Origin of the sequence: Cellulomonas sp. PS-H5 (assembly GCF_019265565.1) — a bacterium.
In the GTDB taxonomy this organism is placed as follows: domain Bacteria; phylum Actinomycetota; class Actinomycetes; order Actinomycetales; family Cellulomonadaceae; genus Cellulomonas.
On sequence record NZ_JAHVCI010000021.1, the window covers coordinates 24,144 to 49,245 of the forward strand.

The 25,102-nt window shown below is 71.9% G+C and carries 27 protein-coding genes and 1 riboswitch; of the genes, 13 read left to right on the forward strand and 14 right to left on the reverse strand.

What is annotated here, in order from left to right; genetic code table 11:
- Positions 1-97 precede the first annotated feature (97 nt).
- Together fliL and lnt are read left to right on the forward strand one after the other, a co-directional pair.
- The gene (fliL, locus tag J5O08_RS10260) at positions 98-604 is read left to right on the forward strand and encodes a flagellar basal body-associated protein FliL (RefSeq protein ID WP_218706745.1); all 507 of its coding nucleotides are present in this window, start codon (positions 98-100) and stop codon (positions 602-604) included.
- A gap of 175 nt (positions 605-779) precedes the next feature.
- Positions 780-2,372, forward strand: a complete 1,593-nt coding sequence (gene lnt, locus J5O08_RS10265; RefSeq protein WP_218706746.1) for an apolipoprotein N-acyltransferase — start codon at positions 780-782, stop codon at positions 2,370-2,372.
- 266 nt (positions 2,373-2,638) lie between these two features.
- On the opposite strand, the gene J5O08_RS10270 is transcribed toward lnt, so the two are convergent.
- The 11 genes from J5O08_RS10270 to J5O08_RS10320 all read right to left on the reverse strand — a co-directional run bounded on the left by J5O08_RS10270 (position 2,639) and on the right by J5O08_RS10320 (position 12,693).
- Positions 2,639-4,576, reverse strand: coding sequence for a cation-translocating P-type ATPase (locus J5O08_RS10270; RefSeq protein ID WP_218706747.1), 1,938 nt, complete (start codon positions 4,574-4,576; stop codon positions 2,639-2,641).
- The gene (locus tag J5O08_RS10275; RefSeq protein WP_147794765.1) at positions 4,573-4,956 is read right to left on the reverse strand and encodes a helix-turn-helix transcriptional regulator; all 384 of its coding nucleotides are present in this window, start codon (positions 4,954-4,956) and stop codon (positions 4,573-4,575) included. Before J5O08_RS10275 ends, J5O08_RS10270 begins: the two co-directional genes overlap by 4 nt.
- Before the next feature lie 294 nt (positions 4,957-5,250).
- Positions 5,251-7,434 (reverse strand): heavy metal translocating P-type ATPase, encoded by a 2,184-nt coding sequence (locus J5O08_RS10280; RefSeq protein WP_218706748.1) that lies wholly within the window; start codon positions 7,432-7,434, stop codon positions 5,251-5,253.
- Positions 7,435-7,535: 101 nt separating this feature from the next.
- A complete protein-coding gene (locus J5O08_RS10285) occupies positions 7,536-7,811 on the reverse strand; it encodes a DUF2933 domain-containing protein (protein ID WP_147794767.1) in 276 nt (91 codons plus the stop codon).
- 173 nt (positions 7,812-7,984) lie between these two features.
- On the reverse strand, positions 7,985-8,602 hold the full coding sequence (locus tag J5O08_RS10290; RefSeq protein ID WP_147794768.1) for a DUF305 domain-containing protein: 618 nt from the start codon (positions 8,600-8,602) through the stop codon (positions 7,985-7,987).
- Positions 8,603-8,642: 40 nt separating this feature from the next.
- The gene (locus tag J5O08_RS10295; protein ID WP_218706749.1) at positions 8,643-8,852 is read right to left on the reverse strand and encodes a hypothetical protein; all 210 of its coding nucleotides are present in this window, start codon (positions 8,850-8,852) and stop codon (positions 8,643-8,645) included.
- A gap of 19 nt (positions 8,853-8,871) precedes the next feature.
- On the reverse strand, positions 8,872-9,498 hold the full coding sequence (locus J5O08_RS10300; RefSeq protein ID WP_147794770.1) for a peroxiredoxin: 627 nt from the start codon (positions 9,496-9,498) through the stop codon (positions 8,872-8,874).
- Positions 9,495-10,448: a cytochrome c biogenesis CcdA family protein gene (locus tag J5O08_RS10305; RefSeq protein ID WP_218706750.1), complete on the reverse strand. Its 954-nt coding sequence runs from the start codon at positions 10,446-10,448 to the stop codon at positions 9,495-9,497. Before J5O08_RS10305 ends, J5O08_RS10300 begins: the two co-directional genes overlap by 4 nt.
- 1 nt (position 10,449) lies before the next feature.
- Positions 10,450-10,764, reverse strand: coding sequence for a glutaredoxin (locus J5O08_RS10310; RefSeq protein WP_218706751.1), 315 nt, complete (start codon positions 10,762-10,764; stop codon positions 10,450-10,452).
- 73 nt (positions 10,765-10,837) lie between these two features.
- The gene (locus tag J5O08_RS10315) at positions 10,838-11,908 is read right to left on the reverse strand and encodes an ATP-binding protein (RefSeq protein WP_308281533.1); all 1,071 of its coding nucleotides are present in this window, start codon (positions 11,906-11,908) and stop codon (positions 10,838-10,840) included.
- A gap of 62 nt (positions 11,909-11,970) precedes the next feature.
- Positions 11,971-12,693 (reverse strand): response regulator transcription factor, encoded by a 723-nt coding sequence (locus tag J5O08_RS10320; RefSeq protein WP_147794773.1) that lies wholly within the window; start codon positions 12,691-12,693, stop codon positions 11,971-11,973.
- A 123-nt stretch (positions 12,694-12,816) separates the two neighbouring features.
- On the opposite strand from J5O08_RS10320, the gene J5O08_RS10325 reads away from it, so the two are divergent.
- The 10 genes from J5O08_RS10325 to J5O08_RS10370 all read left to right on the forward strand — a co-directional run bounded on the left by J5O08_RS10325 (position 12,817) and on the right by J5O08_RS10370 (position 21,281).
- A complete protein-coding gene (locus J5O08_RS10325; protein ID WP_239192364.1) occupies positions 12,817-13,227 on the forward strand; it encodes a hypothetical protein in 411 nt (136 codons plus the stop codon).
- A 129-nt stretch (positions 13,228-13,356) separates the two neighbouring features.
- Entirely contained in the window at positions 13,357-13,932 is a 576-nt protein-coding gene (locus J5O08_RS10330; protein WP_218706754.1) for a CueP family metal-binding protein, read from the forward strand.
- 177 nt (positions 13,933-14,109) lie between these two features.
- Entirely contained in the window at positions 14,110-14,331 is a 222-nt protein-coding gene (locus tag J5O08_RS10335; RefSeq protein WP_239192370.1) for a hypothetical protein, read from the forward strand.
- The gene (locus J5O08_RS21615; RefSeq protein ID WP_218706756.1) at positions 14,328-15,749 is read left to right on the forward strand and encodes a M23 family metallopeptidase; all 1,422 of its coding nucleotides are present in this window, start codon (positions 14,328-14,330) and stop codon (positions 15,747-15,749) included. Before J5O08_RS10335 ends, J5O08_RS21615 begins: the two co-directional genes overlap by 4 nt.
- A gap of 42 nt (positions 15,750-15,791) precedes the next feature.
- Positions 15,792-16,355 (forward strand): D-alanyl-D-alanine carboxypeptidase family protein, encoded by a 564-nt coding sequence (locus J5O08_RS21620; RefSeq protein WP_218706757.1) that lies wholly within the window; start codon positions 15,792-15,794, stop codon positions 16,353-16,355.
- Positions 16,356-16,479: 124 nt separating this feature from the next.
- A riboswitch (cyclic di-AMP (ydaO/yuaA leader) is annotated at positions 16,480-16,658 on the forward strand.
- A complete protein-coding gene (locus tag J5O08_RS10350; RefSeq protein WP_218706758.1) occupies positions 16,658-17,449 on the forward strand; it encodes a C40 family peptidase in 792 nt (263 codons plus the stop codon). It overlaps the preceding riboswitch by 1 nt.
- 201 nt (positions 17,450-17,650) lie before the next feature.
- Positions 17,651-18,709, forward strand: a complete 1,059-nt coding sequence (gene trxB, locus J5O08_RS10355) for a thioredoxin-disulfide reductase (RefSeq protein WP_218706759.1) — start codon at positions 17,651-17,653, stop codon at positions 18,707-18,709.
- Entirely contained in the window at positions 18,706-19,815 is a 1,110-nt protein-coding gene (arsB, locus tag J5O08_RS10360) for an ACR3 family arsenite efflux transporter (RefSeq protein WP_218706760.1), read from the forward strand. The genes trxB and arsB overlap by 4 nt, the downstream gene beginning before the upstream one ends.
- Complete coding sequence (locus tag J5O08_RS10365) at positions 19,812-20,840, forward strand: metalloregulator ArsR/SmtB family transcription factor (protein WP_218706761.1); 1,029 nt, start codon at positions 19,812-19,814, stop codon at positions 20,838-20,840. The genes arsB and J5O08_RS10365 overlap by 4 nt, the downstream gene beginning before the upstream one ends.
- Before the next feature lie 18 nt (positions 20,841-20,858).
- Positions 20,859-21,281: an arsenate reductase ArsC gene (locus J5O08_RS10370; protein ID WP_218706762.1), complete on the forward strand. Its 423-nt coding sequence runs from the start codon at positions 20,859-20,861 to the stop codon at positions 21,279-21,281.
- Positions 21,282-21,341: 60 nt separating this feature from the next.
- Here the strand turns inward: J5O08_RS10370 and J5O08_RS10375 are convergent, their stop codons facing one another.
- Positions 21,342-21,542, reverse strand: coding sequence for a hypothetical protein (locus J5O08_RS10375; RefSeq protein WP_218706763.1), 201 nt, complete (start codon positions 21,540-21,542; stop codon positions 21,342-21,344).
- Positions 21,542-22,315: an arsenite methyltransferase gene (gene arsM, locus J5O08_RS10380; protein ID WP_218706764.1), complete on the reverse strand. Its 774-nt coding sequence runs from the start codon at positions 22,313-22,315 to the stop codon at positions 21,542-21,544. Before arsM ends, J5O08_RS10375 begins: the two co-directional genes overlap by 1 nt.
- Before the next feature lie 103 nt (positions 22,316-22,418).
- Here arsM and J5O08_RS10385 point away from each other — a divergent pair, with 103 nt between their 5' ends.
- The gene (locus J5O08_RS10385) at positions 22,419-22,793 is read left to right on the forward strand and encodes a metalloregulator ArsR/SmtB family transcription factor (protein WP_218706765.1); all 375 of its coding nucleotides are present in this window, start codon (positions 22,419-22,421) and stop codon (positions 22,791-22,793) included.
- A gap of 113 nt (positions 22,794-22,906) precedes the next feature.
- On the opposite strand, the gene J5O08_RS10390 is transcribed toward J5O08_RS10385, so the two are convergent.
- Positions 22,907-23,902 (reverse strand): ATP-dependent DNA ligase, encoded by a 996-nt coding sequence (locus tag J5O08_RS10390; RefSeq protein WP_218706767.1) that lies wholly within the window; start codon positions 23,900-23,902, stop codon positions 22,907-22,909.
- Between the last annotated feature and the right edge of the window lie 1,200 nt (positions 23,903-25,102).

Below are 25,102 nucleotides of genomic sequence, written 5' to 3' on the forward strand. Positions count from 1 at the left end.
TCGGATCTTCATCAGCCGGCCCCTCACCGACGGACCTGCCAGGGACGATCCAGTCGCTGCACCGCACCGCGCGCGTGCCAGCAGCGAGGAGGGGCGCATGCCCGAACAGCGAATCATCGGTTCCAGCAGCAGGATCGGTGGCCAGCGACCATCATCGTCGGCGAGCACCGACTCCCAGCCCACGCCCGCGCCCGTACCGACACCGGCCAAGCGCAGCAGACGCACCCTCGTGCTCGTCGCGATCCTCGTCGCCGTGGCGGGCGTGGCCTGGTACCTGCTTCGCGGGAACGCTGCATCGGAAGCGGAACCGGCGGAAGTCGAGCTCGGCACCGTGCAGGCGGTCGAACCGATCAGCATCAACCTCGCGAACGGCCGCTACCTGCGTCTGGGCCTCGGCCTGCAGCTCACCGCCGAGGTGGCCGAGGACGTCGACACCGTCAAGGCGCTGGATCTCGCGATCGCGTTGTTCTCCCAGCGGTCGATCGACGAGCTGAACACCCCCGAGGGCAGGGACGCACTCAAGAACGAGCTCGCGACCCAGCTGACCGAGGTCTACGAGGGAGAGGTCGTCGACGTGTACTTCAGCAACTTCGTCTACCAGTGACCGCCCCCGAGACCCTGCCGGAGTCTTCATCGAACCTCAACCACCGCCGGCGGTCCGTGAGAGCACCCAGCGCTTACGGTGAGAACACCCCGCGGCGGTAGCGCTCGATGGATCCGAGCCCCCCGCCGCCGCGGGGCCCATCCGTCGTTTTCCCGCCCCAGGAGCCGTGCCGGACATGCCTGCCGTGCTCCCGGCCGCGACGGCGAGCACGGTCGAGACGGGCAAGGTCACTCGGCCAGTTCGGGCGTTGCTGTGCGCCGCGGCGGGAGGGGCGCTGACCAGCGCAGCGTTCCCTGAGCGCGGATGGTGGCCGGTGGCCTTCGCCGGGATCGGCGTTCTCGTCCTGGCATCTCGCCGCCTCGGCGTGGGGTCGACTGCGCTCGTCTGGTTCGGGTGGGCAGCGGCGTTCTTCCTGCCCCATCTGAGCTGGGCGCGCGAAGCAGCGGGACCGCTCGCGTGGGTCGCGCTGTCGGTTCTCGAGGCCGCCGTGGTCGCGGTCACCGGGATGGCGTGGTCCCTGGCCCGGCGGGCGGCGTTCGTCGTGAGGGTTCCCGGCCTGGGTGCGGTGGTGTTCGCTTCCGTGTGGGTCACCGGCGAGCAGGTCCGGTCGGTGCTGCCGTTCGGCGGCTTCCCATGGGGACGTCTTGCCTTCTCACAGGTCGACGGCCCGCTGCTGCCGATCGCGTCGCTAGCCGGTGCACCCGGACTGTCGTTCGCCGTCGCCCTCGGCGGGTACGCGCTGTCCGCGGTCCTGCTCGCGGCGAGGCACCGTCAGCCACGCCGGGTGGTGACCGTGATCGCGGCAACCGCCGCGGCGCTGACGCCGGGAACATTCAATGCGCTTCCGACGCAACCGGAGACGGGCGAGCTGCGGCTGGGCGCCGTCCAGGGGAACGTCCCCGAAGACCCGGGACGAGGCCGTGCCCGCGAGGTGCTCGACAACCACGTCGAGGGAACACGCGCGGTCGCCGGCAGGCAGTCCGAGCCGCTGGACCTCGTGGTCTGGCCCGAGAACGCCACCGACATTGACCCGCGGACCGACGCGGGCGCGGCGGCACGTGTCCAGGACGCCGCCGACTCGGCCGGGGCGCCCGTGCTGCTCGGGGCAATGAGGTACGAACCGGACGCCCGGTACAACGACGTCCTCGTGTGGGACCCGGCGTCGGGACCGGTGGCCGCGTACACCAAGCAACGACCGGCGCCATTCGGCGAGTACATCCCCCTGCGAAGGTTCGTCCGCCTGTTCTCGACGGAGGTGGACCGGGTTGCGGTCGACATGGTCGCCGGCCAGGAGCCCGCGCTGCTGCCCGTGCCCTCGACCCGGCTCTCGCGAGACGTCCTCGCCGCGACCGTCATCTGCTTCGAGGTCGCCTACGACGACGTCGTGCGCGACGCAGTGCGGCGGGGTGCGGAGATACTCCTGGTCCCGACGAACAACGCCTCCTTCGGGCGCACCGCCCAGTCCACGCAGCAACTGGCGATGACGCGGCTACGGGCTGTGGAACACGGCCGAGCGGCCGTCCAGATCTCCACCGTCGGGGTGAGTGCGATCATCGCGCCTGACGGAACAATCCTCGACCGTACGTCCCTGTTCACCAGCGACACGATGACCGAGCGTCTGCCGTTGCGGACGACACTCACGATCGCCGATCGTCTTGCGGATGCCCCGACCGTGGCTGCGTGGATCCTGTCGTTCGGGGCAGTCACTGGTGGTCTCGGACGAGTCGGTAGATGCCGTCGGAAGCCGAACGGACCAGGCGAAGACTGATCTGGGGGCGATGCCGAGGAGCGCCGGCCCGTGGACTGTGGCGTCGGCGCGGGCCAGCGCTCTCACGGTGAGGCGCTCAGCGCCGTCCGGTCATGACCTGCGCGCTGAAGGCCCAGAACCGGCAGCGCCTACCCCGCACAGCAGTCGGGTGCGGGGTCAAGTCCCGTCTGTCCTGAAGTGGCTCGTCCCGTCGCCAGCATCTTCGGTGTTCCCCGCGGCGGACACCGGGTCGTGGCGGGGAACACCGAAGATCAGGGCCGGACGGGCTAAGCGGCGAGCTCCTGGCGCTGCGGCACGGCCACGCGCGCCTTGTAGCGGCCCGCGCGGACGCCGTTGGCGATCACGAAGACCTCCGCGACCTCGTGCACGAGGACGACGGCCGCCAGGCCGAGGACACCGAAGAGCGCTAGGGGGATGAGCACGCCGATCAAGGCGAGCGAGAATGCGACGTTCTGCCACATGATCACGCGGGTCCGCCGGGCGTGCGCGAGGACTCGGGGCAGATGGTGCAGGTCGTTGCCCATGAGCGCGACGTCGGCGGTCTCGATCGCGACGTCGGTGCCCATGGCGCCCATAGCTATGCCGATGTTCGCAGTGGCCAACGCCGGCGCGTCGTTCACCCCGTCACCCACCATCGCGACCGGGCGACGGGACGACAGCTCTCGGACGATGTCGGCCTTGTCCTCTGGGCGCAGCTCGGCATGCACATCGCTGATCCCAGCCTCAGCCGCCAAGGCGCGCGCCGTTCGATCGTTGTCTCCCGTGAGCATCGCGACGTCGTAGCCGGCCCCGGTCAGCTCGCGCACGACGGCGGCGGCTTCGGGGCGCAGCTCGTCGCGTACGCCGATCGCACCGAGCAGTTCGCCGGCCGTCTCGACCAGCACGGCGGTCTCGCCCCGCTCCTGCATCCGTGCGATGTCCGCACGCAGGGGCCCGGCCTCGATCCACCCGGGTCGACCTAGACGGACCGGTTGTCCGTCGAGGCTGCCAGTGATCCCAGAGCCGGTGACCGCGGCCACGTCCTGGACGTCCGGTCGGTCAGTGGTCGCCGCGAGGATGGCCCGCGCCAGCGGGTGCTCGCTGCGCGACTCCAGCCCGGCGGCCACGGCCAGCAGCTCGTCGCGGGTGTGGCCGAAGGCCGCGACCACGTCCACCACCGCCGGGGCGTTGGCGGTCAGCGTGCCGGTCTTGTCCAGGGCCAGCGATCGAATCTTCCCGAGCTCCTCAAGCGCAGCGCCACCCTTGACCAGCACTCCACCCTTGGTGGCGGCGCCCACCGCAGCGACCACGGTCACCGGAACGGAGATCGCCAGCGCGCAGGGCGACGCCGCGACCAGCACGACGAGCGCGCGCTCGATCCACAGCGTCGGGTCGCCCGCCAGGGCACCGACGACGGCGATGAGTGCTGCCGCGATCAGGATCCCGGGGACCAGCCGGGAGGCGATCGCGTCAGCCAGGCGCTGCCCGCCGCCCTTGCGTGCCTGCTCGGCCTCGACGATGTGCACGATCCGAGCGAGGGAGTTGTCCTCGGCGGTCGTGGTGACCTCGACCTCCAGTGCGCCCGTGCCGTTGATGGAACCCGCCAGCACGGTGTGCCCGGGACCGGCTTCGACCGGGACGGACTCTCCGGTCAGCGCTGAGACGTCCAGCGCAGTCGCGCCGCTGCGGATCACCCCGTCGGTGGCGATGCGCTCTCCGGGACGTACGAGCAGGACCTCGCCGATGGCCAGGGTCGCCGGCTCGACCGTGACGGGTCGCCCCTCTCGCAGGACTGTGGCCTCGGTCGGCACCAGGTCGAGCAACGCTCGCAGCCCGCGCCGGGTGCGGGCCAGGGAGTACTCCTCCAGGCCCTCGGAGATGGAGTAGAGGATCGCCAGCATCGCAGCTTCCTCCACCTGGCCCAGGATCACCGCGCCCACTGCCGCGATCGTCATCAAGGTGCCGACGCCGATCCGGCCCTTGCGCAGCCTGCGCAGGGTCCCGGGGACGAACGTGGACGCGGCGATGATCAGCGCCGCGGCCTCACCGGCGAGCACGATCCAGTGCGGCACGTCGGCACGGGAGACCAGCCAGGTGGCACCGAGCACCACCGCGGCGAGCGCGGCCGCGCGGATCTCGCTCACCTGCCACAGGCTCGTGGACTCCTCAGCCTCCTCGACCTCGGTCCCGTCGGCGTCATCGGAGCAGCCGCACGCGTCGCTCATCGGACGACCTCCACACCCTCGAGCGAAGCCTCAGTGCCGTACCGCGGGCAGAGCGCGACCAGGTTGCCGGTCGCCGCCAGAAGGACCTCCGCGGCAGCCAGCATGTCCAGAAGCTCCGGGCGCGCCAACGAGTAGTACACCCGCCGACCCTCCATCCGGCCCTCGACCAGGCCGCAGTCGCGCAGACAGCCCACGTGCGAGGAGACCGTCGACTGAGCCAGCCCCAGATCCCGGGTCAGCTCGGCTACCCGCGCCTCACCGGTCGCCAGGCGTCGGACGATCGCCAGCCGCGCTGGGTCGGCCAACGACCGGAACAGGGCAACCCCTGGCTCCACACCCTCGACTGAAGCGGAGCACTCGGACACCTTGGTGATCTGCATGTGTCGATAATAAACGATGTGCGTCGATCATAGGGTCGGGGTCGAAATCGGTTGGAAGAGGGTCGGGCGCCCCCGCGGCCGCCACTCGTACCCAGCATGAGATGCCGAGCCTGCCGAGGCGACGGCGTCCAGTCCCGAGCAGGTCTCTGAGCACCACGACGGTCGGTTCACTCGCCCTCGAGACGAGCCCGGAAGTGGCGCGCACGGACCCACCGTCAAGCGGTGGTGACGGGTGTGAGTAGCAATCGAAGCAGGTGCACCTGGCGGCACCCACCGTCTGTTGCCGGAGACCTGTCAGCGCTGCCGAAGGTCAAGTCGGCGTAACAGCTGCGCGTTGAGCGCGACGACGATCGTGGAGACCGACATGAGGATCGCGCCGACGGACATCGGCATCACGAACCCGACGGGCGCGAGGACACCTGCTGCGAGCGGGACGGCGATGAGGTTGTAGCCGGCGGCCCACCACAGGTTCTGCTTCATCTTGCGGTAGCTCGCGGAAGATAGGTCGATGACTGACACCACGGATCGCGGGTCGTCGCTGGCGAGGATCACCCCGGCCGAGGCGATCGCGACGTCGGTGCCTGCGCCGATCGCGATGCCGACGTCAGCCTGCGCGAGCGCGGGTGCGTCGTTGACGCCGTCGCCGACCATCGCGACCGTGCGGCCCTCGCGCTGCAGCTCGGAGACCTTGGCGGACTTGTCCTCGGGTCGCACGCCGGCGAAGACCCGGTCGATGCCGATCTCGGTCGCCACGGTGCGTGCGACGGCTTCGGCGTCGCCGGTGATCATGACGACGTCGGCGCCGCGGTCGTGGAGCTGACGGATCGCTGCGCGGGACTCCTCGCGGATCTCGTCGGCGAGCTTCAGGGCGCCGGCGACCTGCCCGTCGACCAGGACGTGCAGGATGATCGCTCCCTGAGCGCGCCACTGCTCGACGCCGTCGAGCTCGGTGACGTCGCGCTCGTGCAGCAGGTTCGGTCCGCCGACCTCGACGGTGCGGCCTGCGACCGACGCCCGGACGCCGACAGCTGGCGAGGACGTGAAGTCGCTCGCCGCGGGCACAAGCACCTGCGCTGCGGCGGTGACGATCGCGCGGGCGAGCGGGTGCTCGCTGTCGGCCTCGGCCGCGGCGGCCATCGCCAGGACGTCGTCGCGCGCGAAGCCGTTCGCGGGGAGGACCTCGGTGACGGTGGGCTGGCCCTTGGTCAGGGTGCCGGTCTTGTCGAACACGACGGTGGAGACCGTGCGCATGCTCTCCAGGGCCAGGCGGTCCTTGACCAGGACGCCGCCGCGGGCGGCGCGCTCGGTGGCGATCGACACCACCAGCGGGATGGCCAGGCCGAGGGCGTGGGGGCAGGCGATCACCAGGACGGTGATGGTGCGGATCACGGCTGCGTCGGGCATCCCGAGGAGCGACCAGACGAACGCGGTGATCGCGGCGGCGCCGAGCGCGAACCAGAACAGCAGGGCTGCCGCGCTGTCAGCCAGGCGCTGGGCGCGCGAGGAGGAGTTCTGCGCCTCGAGCACGAGGCGCTGGATGCCAGCGAGGGCGGTGTCCTCCCCGACGGCGGTCACGCGCAGCCGCAGCGCGGAGTCCGTCGCGACGGTGCCGGCCACGACGTGGTCCCCGGTGGTGCGACGCACGGTGCGTGACTCGCCGGTGACCATGGACTCGTCCATCTCGGCGGCGCCGTCGATGACCGCGCCGTCGGCGGGGACGCGAGCACCGGGACGCACGAGCACGACGTCGTCCACGGTGAGCTCCGACGGGGCGACCCGCACGACGTCGTCTCCCTCGACCCGCTCGGCTTCGTCGGGCAGGAGTGCGGCCAGGGAGTCCAGGGCGGACGTGGTCTGCGCGAGGGACCGCATCTCGATCCAGTGGCCGAGCAGCATGATCACGATGAGCAGCGCGAGCTCCCACCAGAAGTCGAGCTCGTGCGCGACGACCCCGAGGGTCGAGAGCCAGGACGCGACGAAGGCGACGGTGATCGCCAGGGCGATGAGCAGCATCATCCCGGGACGCCGGGACCTCAGTTCTTCGGCCGCTCCGGTCAGGAAGGGCGCGCCTCCCCAGGCGAACATCACGGTGCCGAGCACCGGCGAGATCCACGACAGCCACGCGAGGTCGGGCAGCTCGTAGCCCAGCACCATCGCGAACATGCCGCTGGTCGCCACTACCGGGACCGCGAGCACGAGCATCACCCAGAACAGCCGCCGGAACTTCTCCACGTGACCCGCGTGACCGCCGTGACCGCCATGTCCGCCGTGGCCTTCGTGAGCGGAGTGCGGGTCGTGACCGTGGTCGTCCTGGTGGACGCGGGTCGCGGTCATCGCGTGCCCGTGGTGCCCCTCGTGCGGCAGGTCGGCTGCGTCCTCGCGCATCGGCTGTGCCGCTTGCGGGTGCGTGGCTTGGTTGTCGTGGCGGATGTGGTCCGGCTCGCCGGGGTGGTGCTGGGTGTGGTCGTCGCGGCTCATGTCGGTGGCCTCTCTCGTCGACTGGTCCACGTGGTGATGGCGCTCGACCCCTGCAACCGCATACCCCCCGGGGGTATTCCACCGAGGGGTATGCCGGGACGTCAGGAGATGCGTTCGTGGTCGCCTTGTGGCCGGCTGGTGCCGTCGAGCGGCACCTCGTCGGTGACCGCCGGGCGTGTTCCGGCGTGCGGGTGGGGCGGAGTGCCGTGCCCGCTGCGCCCGCGCCCCATGAGCAGCATCATCGCGACCATCCCGAGTGGGCACGCCAGGAGCAAGGCGTATCGCAGGGCGCCGGACAGGTCGACGCCAAGTGCGAGCAGCAGCGCGAGGACAACGGCTGCGGCGATGGCCATGTGCTTGAGGTGGTGCTTGATCACGTGTTGCTCCGTCTACTCGATGTCAGGTTGTCGCCCGATCTCGATCCTCGACGTGCCGGGTGGAGGCAGCCCTTCATTGCTGGTGAAGCGTCGATGAAACCGACGAGCTTGGCACGGACAAAGCAGCGCCACCGGGGCAAGGGGGTGTCCCGGTGGCGCTGCGTCGTGGGTGCTCACATGTCGGCGAGCATCTGCTTCATCTTCGCGATCTCCTCGGTCTGGTCGCCGATGATCGTCCCGGCCAGGGCGAGTGCGTCCTTGTTCAGGCCGTTGGCCTGCTCCTGCTCGGACATGGTGATCGCGCCCTGGTGGTGCTCGATCATCATCTCCAGGAACATCCGGTCGAAGTCCGCGCCGGCGTCCTGGAGCTGCTGCATCTGGGCGTCGTCGGCCATGCCGGTGTGGCCGCTGGAGTGGTCCATGCCACCCATGTCGTCATCACTGCTGGACGGCTCCTCGCCCCAGGTCTCCAGCCAGGAGGTCATGAGGTCGATCTCGGGCTGCTGGGCGAACTGGATGTCGCTGGACAGCTGCTGGACCTCTTCGCTCTGAGCGCGCCCCTCAGCCATGGCGGCCATCTCGATGGCGCCCTGGTGGTGCAGGATCATCATCTGCGCGAACTCGGTGTCCGCGTCGTTGTGCTCCTGGGACGTGGCCGCCGCGTCGGATGTGCTGGTGCTGGGCTGCTCGCCGCTGGTGGTCTCGGCACCGTTGGAGCAGGCGCTGAGGACGACTCCGAGGGCCAGCGACGCCGCAGCGACTGCGAGCGTGTGGCGCTTCTTCGGGGACATGGGGACTCCTTCGGGTAGGGCTGGCTCGTCGCGCTGCAGGTCAGGCGACGGGCGCGGTCATGCTCGGGGCGCCGGTGGCGGTGGGGCCGCCGCAGCAGCTGCTCCCGGCCGGTGCCGTGGTGGTGCCGACCTGGGTGTCGGCGCCGCAGCACCCCGCCTGGGGGCTCGCGGTCTGCTCCGCGGCGGTGTCGTCCGGACGGTCGAGCTCGTCCTCGTCGGTCATCGTGAACTGGCAGCACTGGTCGCTCATGGGCGTCTCCTTGGGTGGGTCAGGCGGGCAGGTTGGCCTGGACCTGCTTGAGCAGGTCGCCGGGGGCCAGCCACATGGAGGGGTAGTTGCCGGACCAGCGGCGGGTGCCGTCGGCGTCGACGAGGACGAAGCTGTGGCCGGGGAGTCCTGCGTGCATGCCGGTGCCGAGCGTCCCGTACTGCTCGGAGACGGTGCCGTCGTCGAGCAGGAAGGGGGTCGTGACGCCGTAGGTGGCCATGTCGGCGCTGATCTGCTCGGCGGTGTTCATGACGATCGGCAGGACGGTGATGCCGGCGTCGACGAAGGCGGGGTCCTTCTCGATCTCACCCATCTGCTGCAGGCAGGATCCGCAGCCGGCGCCCTCGTTGAAGTACAGGACGACCGGGGTGCCGCGGAAGTCCGACAGGCTCACGGTGGAGCCGTCGGTGCTCTTGAGCGTGAAGTCGGGAGCGGGTCCGGCCTCGGTGGAGGTGACCTCGCGCGAGGACAGCAACGCGGCGGTGACCACGGCGATCACGAGGACGACCAGTGCGGCAGAGGCGGTGGTGATGACGATCCTGCGTCGCCGGTCGTGCCGCTGCTGGTCGTGCCGGACCTGGGCGAGGGCGGCGGCGCGCTGCTTGCGGGCGGCCGTGGCGGAGGTCATCGGTGTGCTCCTTCGGTGTCGTGCTCGTGGCAGCTCGCCTCGCCCGTGGGTCGCTGCTCGGGAGTGGTCTCGGGCCGGGTGGTGCGTGCGCGCCGGCGCTCGGACAAGGTGCCCCACACGAACAGTGCGGCCAGGGCGACCAGCGCCAGTCCGAGCACGGGCTCGGGGACCGGGGAGGTCCAGTCCTCGAACCGGGAGAACACGGAGGTCAGGGTGCGGCCGATCGCGGCCTGCGCCTGGGTTCCTCGGGTCATGTCCGGGCTGCCGGCGAGCAGGATCACGGCGACACCCATGACCGTGAACCCGGCTGCGACGGCGATGTTCAAGGTGCTCGTGGTGAGCGTGCGGCCGGCCAGGCGCAGCCGGACGGTCCTGGGGCTCAGCCAGGTCCGGTCCCGTAGCCGGGCCTTGTCCCAGATCAGTGCCATCACGAACAGCGGGAAGACCATCCCGAAGACGTACGCCAGGCCCAGCAGCAGCCCACCGGCTGGCGACCCCGACAGTGCGGACAGCGTCATCACGCCGGCGAGCACGGGTGCGCAGCAGCTGGAGGCGATCCCGGAGAAGACGCCCAGGGCGAAGAAGCTCGCGGTGTCCCCTCCGCGGGTGTCGGGGGCGCGCAGCGCGCTCGGCAGCGACCACATGCGCCCTGACAGCGCGAGCGCGGCGAGCGCGAGCATCAGGGCGCCGCCGGCGTAGTACAGCGGCGCGTGGTACCGGGCGATCGCGCCGGCGACCATGCTGACCCCGAGGGTGATGGGCAGCAGGACGGTCGCCAGGCCGGCGGCGAACACGAACGTCAGGGGCAGCAGCCGCCACCGCCGGTTCTTGACGGCGCCGGCGAGGTAGCTCGGCGCGAGGAACACGATGCAGCACGGCGCGAACAGCGCGACGCCGCCGGCGAAGAACGCCGCCAGAACGCTGCCGGTCGTCAGCAGCTCCGAACCCATCTCAGCGCACCGCGGTCAGCGGGACGTCGGCGCCGCGCTGGCGAAGCAGGTCGAGAAGGTGCCCGGTGCGCAGTCGCCCGGAGCTGACGAACTCCCCGTCGAGCAGGACCAGTGGGCTCATCGCCGCACGGTGCTCGGCGACCAGCTGCTGCCCCTCGTCGGACCGTGCCTCGAGAACCCGCAAGCGCAGCGGTGTGCGCTCGCGCAGCCGGTCGAGGGTGTCGAGTGCGGCGTCGCAGAGGTGGCATGCGGGTGAGCGCACCACCGTGACGACCGGGTCGGTCAGGCTCTTCAACTGGCCGGGCGTGCTGGGCATGCCACCACGGTCCCGCGCACCACCTGCGCCGACGATCACGCGTGCATCAAGTTTCGATGAAGCCTGCCGTCGGTCAGGCGCGAGTAGCGGTGGTGGTCGCGTCCGGCAGTCGGACGGAGAACCGCGAGCCGCGACCGAGGCCTTCGCTGGCTGCGTCGATCGTTCCGCCATGGGCCTGGACGAGCGCCCGGCAGATCGCCAGGCCGACGCCCGATCCACCGTGGCGGCGGTCGCGGGCGCTGTCGACGCGGTAGAACCGCTCGAACAGGTGCGGCAGGTGCTCGGCGGCGATGCCCTCGCCGGTGTCGGTGACGGTCAGTTCGATCGTGGTGGCGTCGCGGCGACCGGCAGAGAGGATGATGCGTCCGCCGGCGGGCGTGTGGCGGATCGCGTTCACCGCGAGGTTGTCCAGCACCTGCGCCATGCGGACGCGGTCGACCCGCACGACCCCGGCGTCGGCGCCGTTCTGGGTGGTGAGGGTGACGCCGGCGGTCTCGGCTCGCTCGCGTGCGACGAGCGCGGCGGCCTCGACGAGCTCGCCGGCGGGGACGTCGGCGAGGTGAAGGTCGAGCTCTCCGCTCTCGGCGCGGGTGACCGCGGCGAGGTCGCTGGCGAGTCGGGTCAGGCGCTGGGCCTGGTCGTTCAGAACGGTGATCGTCTCGGTGTCCAGGACGCGCACGCCGTCCTCAAGCGCTTCGACGTAGGCGGTGAGGGTCGCCGCCGGGGTTCGCAGCTCGTGGGCGACGTCGGTCAGCAGCCGCTCACGCAGTCGTTCGTCGGCTTCGAGGTGGGCGGCCATGGTGTTGAACGACCCAGCAAGCTGGTCGAACTCGACACCGATGCCCGGCAGCGGGACCCGGGCGTCGAACCGGCCGGAGCCGACCTGCGCGGCGGCGCGGGCCATCTGGGAGACCGAGCGCCCCACACGGCGCGTCAGGACCACGCTGACCGTCAGGGCGGTGACGCCCGCGACGACCATCGCCAGGCCGAGGGCGATGGTGCTCGCCGACTGGAACGCCTCTTCGATGTGCAGGTCGGCGAGCTCGTGGTCGGCGATGTTGGCCTGCACCAGGTGCTCGTGGAACAAGGCCGGCCCCACGAGCGTCGCCACCAGCCAGGCCGTGGCCGCGGCGGCCACGAGCACCAGGACGATCGAGACCAGCAGCCGCCGCCCGATGCTGCCGGGGCCGATCGCCTCGCGCGTCCTCATCCGGGTCCCATCCGGTACCCCACCCCGCGGACGGTGCGCACGAACCGTTGCTGCTGAGCGGTGTCCTTGAGCTTGCGGCGCACGTGCAGCACGTGGACGTCGACCAGGTGCTCGTCGCCCACCCAGCCCTCGCCCCAGACGGCGCGGATCAGCGCGGGCCGGGAGAACACGACGCCGGGTCGCGAGGCCAGCGCGGCCAGCACGTCGAACTCCAAGCGGGTCAGGACGACCGGCTCGCCGTCGACCTCGACCTCGCGCGCGTCCAGATCCAGGACGAGGCCACCGACGGTGACCCTGCGGGTCTCGACCGGCGCGGAGCCCTGGTCTGCAGGAGCGGCTCGGCGCGGGCGACGCAGCATGACGCGGATCCGGGCCATCAGCTCCCGCGGGCTGAACGGCTTGGTCATGTAGTCGTCCGCCCCCACGGACAGCCCGATCAAGGTGTCGACCTCGTCGCTGCGCGCGGTGAGCATGACGACGTAGCAATCGGAGAACGTGCGCAGCTGCCGGCAGATCTCCACGCCGTCGACCCCCGGCAGCCCGAGGTCGAGGACCACCACGTCCGGGTCGACCTCACGCAGCAGGGCGACCGCGGCGCTGCCGTCGTGGCACAAGGACACCTCGAAGCCCTCCCGCTCGAGGTAACCGCCGACGACGGAGGCCAGCGCCTGCTCGTCGTCGATCACGACGGCGCGCATCGTGGCCTCGGGCGGTGTCATGCGGCCATTGTGGCCAGGAGCCCGCACCTCGACGAGCACCGCGCGGATCGTGTGGGAACTTCCTGATCGAAACTTCATCGACCGGGGACGTCCTCGCGCGCCCGCGCCTCGTATCGTCGTCCGGTGCCTGATACCCCCACCGAGCCCGCCCGGGAGGCCACCCTTCCCGGACTGACCGCCTGCTCGCTGTGCGCGGGCGAGACACTGGGGCACCGCGACCCGATGCCGGGCGGTCAGATGGCACGGCTGCGGGCGGTGGCCGAGCGCGGCGCTGCCCGCCTGACGTTCGTGGAGTGCCTCGACGAGTGCGAACGCGGCGACGTCGTCGTGGCCCGCCCCTCGGGCACATGCCGACGCGCTGGAGCAGCGCCCGTGTGGTTCGAGCGCCTGGCGGGCGACCACCAGACCCGGGCGCTCGAAGACTGGCTGCGTGCCGGTGGTCCGGGTGCCAGAGCCGTCCCGCCCGCGCTCTCGGAGCACGTGATCCACCGCGGGTCCGAGGCCCCCGACGTCGTGGCATCGACAACTCACTGACATCGACGCCGTCGCACACTGACCCACCTCGCCGACGCACCGAGAGGTTCGCTGCCTCGATACCCGGGGCGGCGTCCCGGGACTTCGTGCCCACCTCGGTCGAACCGACGGCTTTCTACGCTGGAGAACATGAGGCTCACCCACCGACCCCGCCTGCTCGCCTCCGTGGCGCTCACCGCCCTGGTTCTCGCCGGTTGCGCGGCCCAGCCGGAAGCCGCCGGCGACGCGCCAGCGACCGCTGTCGAGACGTGGGCCGAGCTGGACGCCACGGAGCTGATCGATCAGCTCGAGGCGATGCCCCTGGACGAGCGACCCCAGGACGTGCTGGCATCCATCCGCCAGGACGAGGTCCTGCTGTCCTCGCCGGACGGGTCGCAGGACGTCTCGGTCCCGATTGAGGAAGGGCACTACCTGTCGATCGCGCCGTACGTCGACCGGACGCACGACTGCTACTTCCACTCGCTGACCACCTGCACCGGCGAGATGGGCGGCGAGGAGATCACGGTGCAGATCGTCGACGACAGCACCGGTGAGGTGTACGTCGACGAGACGACCCGCGCCCACGACAACGGGTTCGTCGGATTCTGGCTCCCGCGCGACATCGGCGCCACGGTCACGGTCACCGCCGCCGGCCGCAGCGCCCAGGCCAGTGTCGCGACCGGCGGCGAGGACCTGACGTGCCTGACCAGCCTGCAGCTCACCTGACCGACACCGCGGTGCGCACCGCGCCTTCCTGAGGGCGCGACTCGGTCCGGCTCGGCGATCTTGATCGAATCTTCATCGTCCGCCAGAGGAGACTTGACGCGCGTTGTCGACAGTTGAGGGCATGCACGTACCTCACGACGGTCACCGGTCTGGCGGCGGCCCAGCATGTGGTGCCAGATGAGCCCCGCCGGCTGGGCGGTCATGGCCGCCGCCTGGTTCACCCTGATCACGCTGGCCGTGTGGGGCGTGTCCCGGCTGTTCCCCACGCGTGCCGCCAGCAGTCCGCGTGCGGCGCTCGATGAGTGGCTCGCGTCGGGGACGATCGACGCCGAGATGTACGGCCGCCTGCGCGCGGACCTGGACACCGCGGGACCCAACCGCTCGAGCCGCCCGTGGTGAGCGCCCCCACCCGTCGGTCGCGAGCCGCGGCCACGGGCCGTCCTCGCGCGTTCGCGACGGCAGCCCTGGCCGCGGTCATGGTCGTGGCGGTGCTGCTGCCCGCTGGGCCGGCCGCCGGTGACACCACCGACGACCAGGCACGCGCGGCACAGCAGCGTGCCGAGGCTGCTCAGCGTCAGTACGAGGACGCGCAGGAGTCGGTCGAGGACCTGTCTGCGGAGCTGGCGCAGGCCGTACTGACCCTGGAGGAGACGAAGGCACGCCTGCCCGCAGCCCAGGCGGCGCTCGACGAGGCGACTCGGACTGCAGACGCCGCCCGGCGCCAGGCCACGCTCGCGCGCACCCGCCTGGAGGACGCCAGCGACGTGCGCGCCTCGCTGGTCGCCCAGATTGAGCAGGACTCCACCCGGACCGCCGAGGTGCGCGCCACCGTCGCCGAGCTCGCCCGCGCCGCCTACCAGGGGCGGTCGCGTTCCTCCGGTCTGGAGATCGCGGTGGGCGCCAGCTCGGTCGAGGACTTCCAGGCGCGGTCGTTCACCGCGTCCACGGCCCAGCGGATGCAGGCACGCACGCTCGAGGAGCTGACCGAGCTCGAGGCAGCCGGCCGCAGCAACGAGTCCCGGCTGCAGTCCGTGGTCGAGACCCTCGACGAGCTCGAGCAGGAAGCCGAGCGCGATGCCCGCGCGGCCGACGACGCCCTGGCAGCCCAGCGCGAGCAGAACGCGGCCCTCGACCGGGCCGTGGCCGACCAGACGGCGGCCGCCCAACGCATCGAGGGCATGAAGGGCCAGGCTGAGGCGGAGCAGGCCGCAGCCGACGCCGCCCGGGCCGACGCGGACGCCGAGATCGCGCGGATCGCGGTGCAGCAGGAGGCCGAAGCGGCAGCCGCGGCCGCGGCTCGGCCGGCACCCGCGAACCCTGCGCCACCGCAGCCGGCCGCTCCGGGGAAGCCGGGGCCGGCCGCTCCGCCCGCTGCCCCTCCAGCACCGCCGGCGGTCGAGTCCGGCGCGCTGTTCTCGAACCCGACGTCGATCCAGCCGATGTACGTCACGTCGAACTACGGCATGCGGCTGCACCCGATCCTGGGCTACACGCGCCTGCACGCCGGGATCGACCTGCGCACGTACTGCAACACACCGCTGTATGCCCCGCGCGACGGCACCGTGCAGTGGGCCGAGTGGCGCAACGGGTTCGGCAACCAGGTGATGCTCAACTACGGCACCATCAGCGGGCAGTCGCTGATGAGCTCCTCGAACCACTTGACCCGCTCGGTGGTCCGCGCCGGGCAATCCGTGACGCGCGGCCAGCTCATCGGGTATTCCGGCAACACCGGCCTGTCCGGAGCGTGCCACCTGCACTTCGAGGTCTACGTCGGCGGCAAGACCGTCGACCCCGCACCCCTGCTCGGGCTGCGATGACCACCACCAGCACCCCCTGCGCGACACCGGAAGGAGGACCGCGTGGACGGCATCACCGCGACCAGCGCCCGCATCCTTGAGATCCGCCAGCTCATCGGCGCCACCACACCCCGCCTCGTGAAGCCGGCGGGGGGCTCGGGCGACGCGTTCGCGGCGGCGCTCTCGGCGGCCGTCGACGACACGACCCCCAGCCCTTCCACGGCCCGCAACGCCCAGGGCGTGCCCGCCGACCTCGCGGCCTACGGCAACGGGAAGATCCCGAGCGACGCACTTTCCGAGGTCGGGAGCACCGGACACCGGCTGTGGGCGCCCGCAAGCCAGGCCCTCGACCAGCTGATGACCGCCGCCGAGCGCGACGGGATCGACGTCGGCATCACCGACTCCTACCGGTCGTACGACGCCCAGGTCGATGTCGCCCGCCGCAAGGGCCTGTACTCCCAGGGCGGCCTGGCGGCCCAGCCCGGCACCAGCCCGCACGGCTGGGGCGTGGCCGTCGACCTCGATCTGGACGACGCCGCTCAGAGGTGGATGCGCGCGAACGCGGGGCGGTTCGGGTTCGTCGAGGACACCCCACGCGAACCGTGGCACTGGGTCTACAAGACGTGAGACCGCAGCACCCGCTGCAGTCGCCAGGACGGACCAGGGAGGACTGAGACCACACCACCGCACGACCTCCGGGCCACGCCCGGAGCAGCACCGTCATCAACGCGCTCAGGGGCAGATCTGAGCGACCGGGTGGACGCCGAGTCCTGCCACCACCCGGATCATCTCGACCACGCATGGCAGGAACGGGGGAACCACCGATCGTCGGGCACGCAGGTGCCCTCGGGGTGAAGCCGGTCCACGGACCGGCCGGGCGTCTCCCGCCCGAACCCGACAGCTCACCCCGCAGGCGGCAGGAGACATCCATGCCTTCACGCCACACGACCTCCGCGCGGCACCGCGCGGACGGCCGAGCACACACCTTGCTCACGGACGCCCGCCTCACCGCGGCGCACCACCTGTCCAGCACCACCCGGCGCACCGGCGCCGCCGTCGCCTCGTCCGGCCTGGCGGTGTCGCTCCTCGCGGCACCCGCCCTCGCCGACGACGAGGTCCGGACCACCGCCGTGGACGTCTCGGCCCTGACCGCCTCCGCCCGTGCCATCGTCGAGGCCGCCCCGGTCGTCGCCTCGCCCGCGGAGGCCTCCTGGACGTTCGAGAACCCGGCCGCGACCGCCGTCACCCCGCCGCCGCCCCCGCCGCCCGTCGTCGAGGAGGAGCCCGAGCCCGAGGCACCGGCGAGCAGGTCGCGATCGGCACAGCCCGAGGCGCCGGCCGCCGAGCCCGCTCCCGCGGCCGTCGGCGCCCCGGCGCCGGCCAGCGCGAACGGCAGCGCCATCGTCGAGATCGCCTCGAGCCTGGTCGGGATCCCGTACGTCTGGGGCGGCACGACCCCGTCCGGGTTCGACTGCTCCGGGTTCACCTCCTACGTCTACGCGCAGGTGGGGATCAAGCTGCCCCGCACGTCCGGCGACCAGCGGTACGCCGGCGTCGAGGTTCCGCGCGACCAGGCCCAGCCCGGTGACCTGATCTGGTCGCCGGGGCACATCTCCATCTACGCCGGCGGGAACCTGCAGGTCGACGCGCCCACCCCCGGCAAGAGCATCCAGATCCGCGAGATCTGGCAGTCCAACCCGAAGTTCATCCGCGTCGGGTAGCGCGCTGGGGCCGCACCCCGCCTGCGGGGTGCGGCCCGCGCCGCCGCCATCTGACTTACTCGGCCCCTGACTTCGAACAGCAGTGGATGCCCCTGGGGCGAACGTCGCTGGCTGCAACTCGGATGCCGTCGCCGGAGCGCCTCGGGAAAGCAAGGTCGACGGCGGCTTTCGTACTGTTTTGATGTGTGTCAACATAGAGACATGTCGAACCAAGCCCCCGTCCGCGACATCGTCATCGTCGGCTCCGGCCCCGCCGGGTACACCGCCGCGATCTACGCGGCGCGCGCGGGCCTGGCCCCCTACGTGGTGGCCGGGTCGGTGACCGCCGGCGGCGCCCTCATGAACACGACGGACGTCGAGAACTTCCCCGGGTTCCCCGACGGCATCCTGGGCCCCGACCTCATGGACAACCTGCAGAAGCAGGCCGAGCGGTTCGGCGCCGAGGTGCTCTGGGACGACGCCGTCGAGCTCGACCTCGCCGGCCCGGTGAAGACGATCGTGACCGGCGGCGGCGAGACCATCCGCGCCCGCGCCGTCATCCTGTCGACCGGCTCCGCGTACCGCGAGCTCGGCCTGGACGACGAGAAGCGGCTCTCCGGCCGCGGCGTCTCGTGGTGCGCGACCTGCGACGGGTTCTTCTTCCGCGACCAGGACATCATCGTGGTCGGCGGCGGCGACTCGGCCGTCGAGGAGGCCACCTTCCTCACCCGGTTCGGCAAGTCGGTGACGATCGTGCACCGTCGCGACGAGCTCCGCGCGTCGAAGATCATGGCCGACCGCGCCAAGAACGACCCGAAGATCCAGTTCGCGTGGAACTCCGAGGTCGTCGGGATCCACGGCGACGAGAAGGTCACCGGGGTCACCCTGCGCGACACCGTGACCGGCGAGACCCGCGAGCACGGCGCGACCGGCGTGTTCGTCGCGATCGGGCACGTGCCGCGCACCGAGCTCCTGGCGGGCCAGGTCGACCTGGACGAGAACGGCTACATCGTCGTCGAGGGCCGGTCCACCCGGACCAACCTGCCGGGCGTGTTCGCCGCCGGTGACGCGGTCGACCACACGTACCGCCAGGCGATCACCGCCGCCGGCTCGGGCTGCTCGGCCGCGCTCGACGCGCAGCACTACCTGGCCGCGCTCGGCGACGTGGACCCGGCCTCCCCGGCCGAGATCCCCGCCGCCGTCGAGCACGCCGACGTCGACGCCGCCGCCGCCCTTGACGCCCGGGTCGCGGACACGGCCGCTGCGGCGGTCGCTCGATGAGCGCGCAGGTGCCCGACCTGACCGCGACGCGCGGGCGGCTGTCGACGCTCGATCGGTGGCTGCCGGTCTGGATCGGCCTGGCGATGGTCGCCGGTCTTGCGCTGGGTCGATTCGTCCCGGCGCTCGGTGATGCGCTGGCCGAGCTCGAGGTCGGCGGGATCTCACTGCCGATCGCCCTCGGCCTGCTGGTGATGATGTACCCGGTGCTGGCCAAGGTCCGCTACGACCGGGTCGCGGCGGTGACCGGCGACAAGCGGCTGCTCGCGAGCTCGCTCGCGCTCAACTGGGTTGTCGGGCCTGCGCTGATGTTCGCGCTCGCCTGGGTGTTCCTGCCCGACCTTCCCGAGTACCGCACCGGCCTGATCATCGTGGGCCTGGCACGGTGCATCGCGATGGTCGTGATCTGGAACGACCTGGCCTGCGGCGACCGCGAGGCCGCGGCGGTGCTGGTCGCGATCAACTCGGTGTTCCAGGTCGTGGCGTTCTCGCTGCTCGGGTGGTTCTATCTGACCGTGCTGCCCGGCTGGCTGGGCCTGGACTCCGCCGGTTTGGACGTCTCGATCGGGCAGATCGCGGTCAACGTCCTGGTCTTCCTCGGCATCCCGCTGGCCGCCGGGTTCGCATCTCGGTGGGTCGGCGAGCGTTCCCGCGGCCGGGACTGGTACGAGGAGCGGTTCATCCCGCGCATCGGGCCGTGGGCGCTGTACGGGCTGCTGTTCACGATCGTGCTGCTGTTCGCCCTGCAGGGCGACGCCGTGACCTCCCGGCCGCTCGACGTGGCGCGGATCGCGCTGCCGCTGCTGGTGTACTTCGCGGTGATGTGGGGCGTCGGGATGCTCACCGGCCGGGGCCTGGGCCTGGGGTACGCCCGCTCGACCACGCTCGCGTTCACCGCGGCGGGCAACAACTTCGAGCTCGCGATCGCCGTCGCGATCGGCACGTTCGGCGCGACCTCCGGGCAGGCGCTGGCCGGCGTCGTCGGCCCGCTGATCGAGGTCCCGGTCCTGGTCGGGCTGGTCTACGTCTCCCTGTGGGCCGGCCGGCACTGGTTCACCGACACGGCTCGTCCCGCCACCACCGTCGCACCGCAGGAGGTCCGCTCATGACCACCACGACAATCACGACCGCCGACGCCGACGAGGGGTGCGCCCCGCAGTCCTCGCCCGCCGACCACGCGATGGGCCTGGACGCCGCGACCCAGGTCGCCGGGACCCTCAAGGCCCTCGGCGACCCGCTGCGCCTGCGGATGCTGTCGCTGATCGCGACGTCCCCGAACGGCGAGGCGTGCGTGTGCGACCTGGCCACGGTCGCAGAGGTCTCCCAGCCGACCGTCTCGCACCACCTGAAGCTGCTCAAGGACGTCGGGCTGCTGACGTCCGAGCGCCGCGGGACCTGGGTGTACTACCGGGTGCAACCCGCGCTGCGCGGAGCGGTCACCACCCTGCTGGACTCGTTCGCCCCGGTGGCGGCCGAGGCGGCGCACCTGTCCCCCCTGACCGGGCTGACCGACGCCGAGACCGCGCTCGCGCGGGTCGCGGACCGGCTCGCCGCCGCCTTCCCCGACCGCGACCCCGCCGCAGTGCTGACCGTGGTCCGCGAGTCCTACACCGGCCTGGCGCGCTCCTCGGCCGTTCGCTCGCACCTGGTGGTCAACACCGAGCGGTTCGCCCGCCAGCGCCTCACCGACGCCGCCCGCGCCCTGGACGCCGCGACGACCGCGCACCGCCCGCAGGTGCTGTTCGTGTGCGTCGCCAACGCCGGGCGGTCCCAGCTCGCCGCAGCCCTCCTGCACCACTACGCCGGCGACGCCGTCGTCGTCCGCTCGGCGGGTTCCTCGCCCGCCGGCGAGGTGCACCCCGGGGTCCGGCCGCTGCTCGCCGAGCTCGAGGCCGACGCAGAGGCGTTCCCCAAGCCGCTGACCGACGACGCCGTCCGCGCCGCGGACGTCGTCATCACCATGGGCTGCGGCGACACCTGCCCAATCCTGCCCGGCAAGCGGTACGAGGACTGGGTCGTCGGCGACCCCGCCCTGGCCTCCGACACCGGCGTGCGCGCCATCCGCGACGAGATCGACCGCCGCGTGCGTGGACTGCTCACCGACCTGCTGCCCGACCTCCCCCTGCCCGCCTGACTCCTGAGGAGACCCCCGATGAGCGAGACCACCAAGCCGTCCGCCCTGTTCGTCTGCGTCCATAACGCCGGCCGCTCCCAGATGGCCGCCGGCTACCTGCGGGCGCTGTCCGGCGGGGCCGTCGAGGTCCGCTCGGCCGGGTCGATGCCCGCCGAGCACATCAACCCGGTCGCCGTGGAGGCGATGCTCGAGGAGGGCATCGACATCCGAGCCGAGCGGCCGAAGGTCCTGACCACCGACGCGGTCAAGGCCTCCGACGTCGTCATCACCATGGGCTGCGGGGATGCGTGCCCGATCTTCCCCGGCAAGCGGTACGAGGACTGGGCGCTGGCCGACCCGGCCGGGCAGGGCATCGAGTCGGTCCGCCCGATCCGCGACGAGATCCGCGGCCGCATCCTGACCCTGCTGTCCGAGCTCGGGGTCGAGCCCGTCACCGCCTGACCCGCGAACGCTCGCGAGGGCCGCACCCCGCCTGGGGTGCGGCCCTCGCGCGTAGGCCGGTCAGGCCGGGCAGCAGGCCGGCGCCGCGGCCCGCTCCGTGCCGGCGAGCCGGGCGCGGACGCGGTCGGCGAACTCGGCCAGGTGCCGGCGGGCGCGCACGATGCAGCCGGGGCAGTCCTGCGCGGCGCGCCGCAGCTCGAGCTCGCGGGCCAGCTCGCGGTCGCGCTGCTGGTGAACGGCCAGGTACAGGTCGGGGTGCATCACGCCTCCTGGGATGCGGGCTTGCGGGCGCGCACGATCGCACCGTGCATGCCCTCGGCGACGGGGTGGGTGAACTCGACCTCGGCGTCGACGAACCCCGCCGCCGCCAGGCCGTCCAGATACTCGGTGCGCGACAGGGCCCCGGCGATGCACCCGACGTAGGAGCCGCGCTCGGCACGCTGCTCGGGGGTCAGGTGGTCCTCGGCGACCACGTCGGAGATCCCGAACCGCCCGCCGGGCACCAGCACCCGGAACGCCTCGGCCAGCACCGCCGGCTTGTCCGGCGACAGGTTCACCACGCAGTTGGAGATCACGACGTCCACGCTCGCGTCGTCCAGGGGCAGGTCCTCGATGGTGCCCTTGCGGAACTCCACGTTGCTCGCACCGGCCTTGGCCGCGTTCGCCCAGGCCAGGTCGAGCATCTCGTCGGTCATGTCCACCCCGTAGGCGAACCCGGTCGCACCGACCCGGCGCGCGGACAGCAGCACGTCGATCCCGCCGCCCGAGCCCAGGTCCAGCACCCGCTCGCCCTCACGCAGCTCGGCCACCATCAGCGGGTTCCCGCAGCCCAGCGACGCCGCCAGCGCCTCGGCCGGCACCGCGGCCGCGTCCTCCGCCCCGTACAGCCCGGCGCCGAACCGCTCGTCGATCACCAGGTCCGTCGGCCCGCACCCACCGGCCGAGTCACCACCGCAGCAACCGGCGTCCGCGCTGCCCTGCACGGCCGCCAGGGCGTAGCGGGCCCGGACCTGCTCCCGGATGTCCTGTGCCATCACTCCTCCTTCGCATTGATCCCCGTCGATACCTGGAGGGTGGACCATCCCATCGACGGCTGTCAACATCGACAGGCGTCAATGCATGACGCATGATGAGGGCATGGCTCTCGACCTGCTCCCGGTGACCTCGACCGCGTCCGCAGGCTGCTGCAGCCCCGTCACCGGTTCGACGATGAGCGCCGAGGACGCCGAGCGGACCTCCCGCACGCTCAAGGCGCTGGCCGACCCGGCCCGCCTGCGGCTGCTGTCGATCATCGCCGCCCACGACGGCGGGGAGGCGTGCGTCTGCGACCTCACCGAGCCTGTCGGGCTCTCCCAGCCGACGGTGTCCCACCACCTCAAGGTGCTCACCGAGGCCGGCTTCGTCACCCGCGAGAAGCGCGGCGTGTGGGCGTACTACACGGTGGTTCCCGACGCAGTCTCCGCGCTGACCGGCCATCTGGTGCAGCACCTGGCCAGAGGGTCCGAGGCGTGATCTTCATGCACGCGGTCGATCGTTCATCGCACTGAGGTAGCCCTGCCAGTCGCGCCCGGCACGGCGGGCCCAGCCCGTCGATGCGGCGATGCTGAGCCCGAACAGGTCGCTGATCACCGAGGTGGTGAAACCTCTTCCGGATACAACTCTGGTCGAACCCGGACGAACCGCAGCGGGTGTCGGAAGCTCCTGCCGGACCAGGCGGTGTCGGCGGACACCTCGATGACGAGCGGGTCGACCAGGGTCAGGGTGATGGGCTCGCGGCCGGCGCCGAACCCGTGCACGGCGGATGCCGGCACGACAGCCGGCCACGGGTGGCCGGGGCCGGCGGCCGCGAGCTGGCGGGCAAGGTCGCGGCGGGCGATCCCGCTGAGCGGGGTGGTGCGTCCGACGATGCGCAGCTCGCCGTCGATCGGCAGGCCGGCGACGGCGGCCCCCGGCGCGGCGGCGGGGCCGATGACGGCGGCGCAGACGACGTCGAGCACCGACCGGTGCTTGACCTTGAGCCAGTCGCGGCGGCCGGGCCGGTAGGGCTGGGCGCCGCCCTTGGCAACGAGCCCCTCGATGCCGGCAGCGGCCAGGTCCCGGAACCAGGCGGCGGCCACCTCGATGTCGCTCGTCGACGGCGAGAGCGTCATCGGCGGCGCCCAGGCGGCGGCGAGCTCGGCGAGCACCGCTCGCCGCTGGTGGTGCGGCAGGGGCCGCAGGTCGGTCCGGTCGTGCTCGAGGACGTCGAACGCGGCGTAGGAGGCGGGCTGCTCGCGCGCGAGACGCGCGGCGGTGCGCGGACTCGCCACGCGCCGCTGCAGCGCGGAGAAGTCCAGCGTCCCGGTGGTGGTCGACCAGACGACGGCCTCGCCGTCGAGCACGGTCCCGGCGGGGACCTGGGCTGCGGCGGCGGTCGCGAGGTCGGGCAGCGCCGCGGTGAGGTCGGTGCCGCGGCGCGAGAGGATCCGCGCGCCGTGCTCGTTGACGACGAGGACCGCCCGGTACCCGTCCCACTTGGGCTCCCAGGTGGTGCCGCCGGGCAGCGCGGTGGTCTCGGCGATCGTCTCGACGGCGCGCGCAAGCATCACGTCGCCGGGCATCGAGCGGTCGGCCGGGGTCATCGACTCAGGGTGCCGGGCACGGGAGACGTCCGCGCGCCGACAGGTAGGAGCCCCGCGGACGCTGCTGCGAGGGCTACGTCGGGCGGCAGGGCGACGTCGGGTTGATCTTGTGCACCGGGTCGTAGCCCCAAGGGTGCTCGCGGCGCTCTCCCCCTGTCCGCGGCGCGCTCTCGGTGCTGCTCGCCGACGGCCCCTTCATCGCGCAGCTCCTCGCCGGTGCACGCGGGTGCTCGACGGTCCTGGACGGCACTCGACGGCCCTTGCCGGTACTTGCCGCGTTTCAACGCCATTTGCAGCCACCCGGCTGCCCGTTTCATCTCACTTAGGCGCAGGGGGTATGACGAATGCCTCGCACGACCGCTGCGGGGCAATCCCCGGCGCGCAGGGCGCTTATAGCACACTGCTCCGACAGGAGACGGGCCTCTCCTGCGCGTACGCCCGGCTGCCGTCCGACCACCCCGGCCCTACCAGAGCCGGGGTCACATAGGCCACCACAGGTTGTGGTGGTGGTGCTACTGACCGCCAGATGTAGGGACACCCGTCCTTGAGCCGACCGCCGCGACAGGCCGCCCGCGAACCGGCCGGACGGCCATGTCCGGCGTGTGGGGACAATGCGCGAAATCGAAATCACGCGACTCGCCGCAACACGCCGAAGCCTGTGGACGAACGGCTTGACGTGTCGGAGCACGGCGGTATGGTGCAAGCACATCGCCCCAGTGACTCGGGCGATAAGCACCGAGACGCTGGGGCGACGAATCCCTTTGCACGGGGAGATTCGAGGCTAACAGGAGTCGTCGGACCTCTCTAGGGGTCCCTCCTACCGGGTGTCGGTGACGACAGTCAGGAAGGAGGGAGCCTCGTGGCTACCCGACGCATCACGCGCACGGTCACGCGTGGCCCGGTCCGCGTGACCATCACGCAGACCACCACGATCCGCCGCGGCCGCTGAGCCGCAACGGTCGGGGGCCCCCCCCCCGGGGGGGGGGCCCCCCCCCCCGCGCCGGCCGGGTGGACCACCGGGCCCCCGGGGGGGCCCCGGGGCCGCGCGTAGTCCTCGGACCGTCTCGCGCAGCGCGAAGACGGGGCAGTTCGTTCCCAAGGCGACCGCGAAGCGGAGCCCGAAGACGACCACCACTGCAGAGCGGGTCGGCTCCGGCACCCGCAACGCCCGGACGGTCGTCCGCGACGTGGGCACCGGCC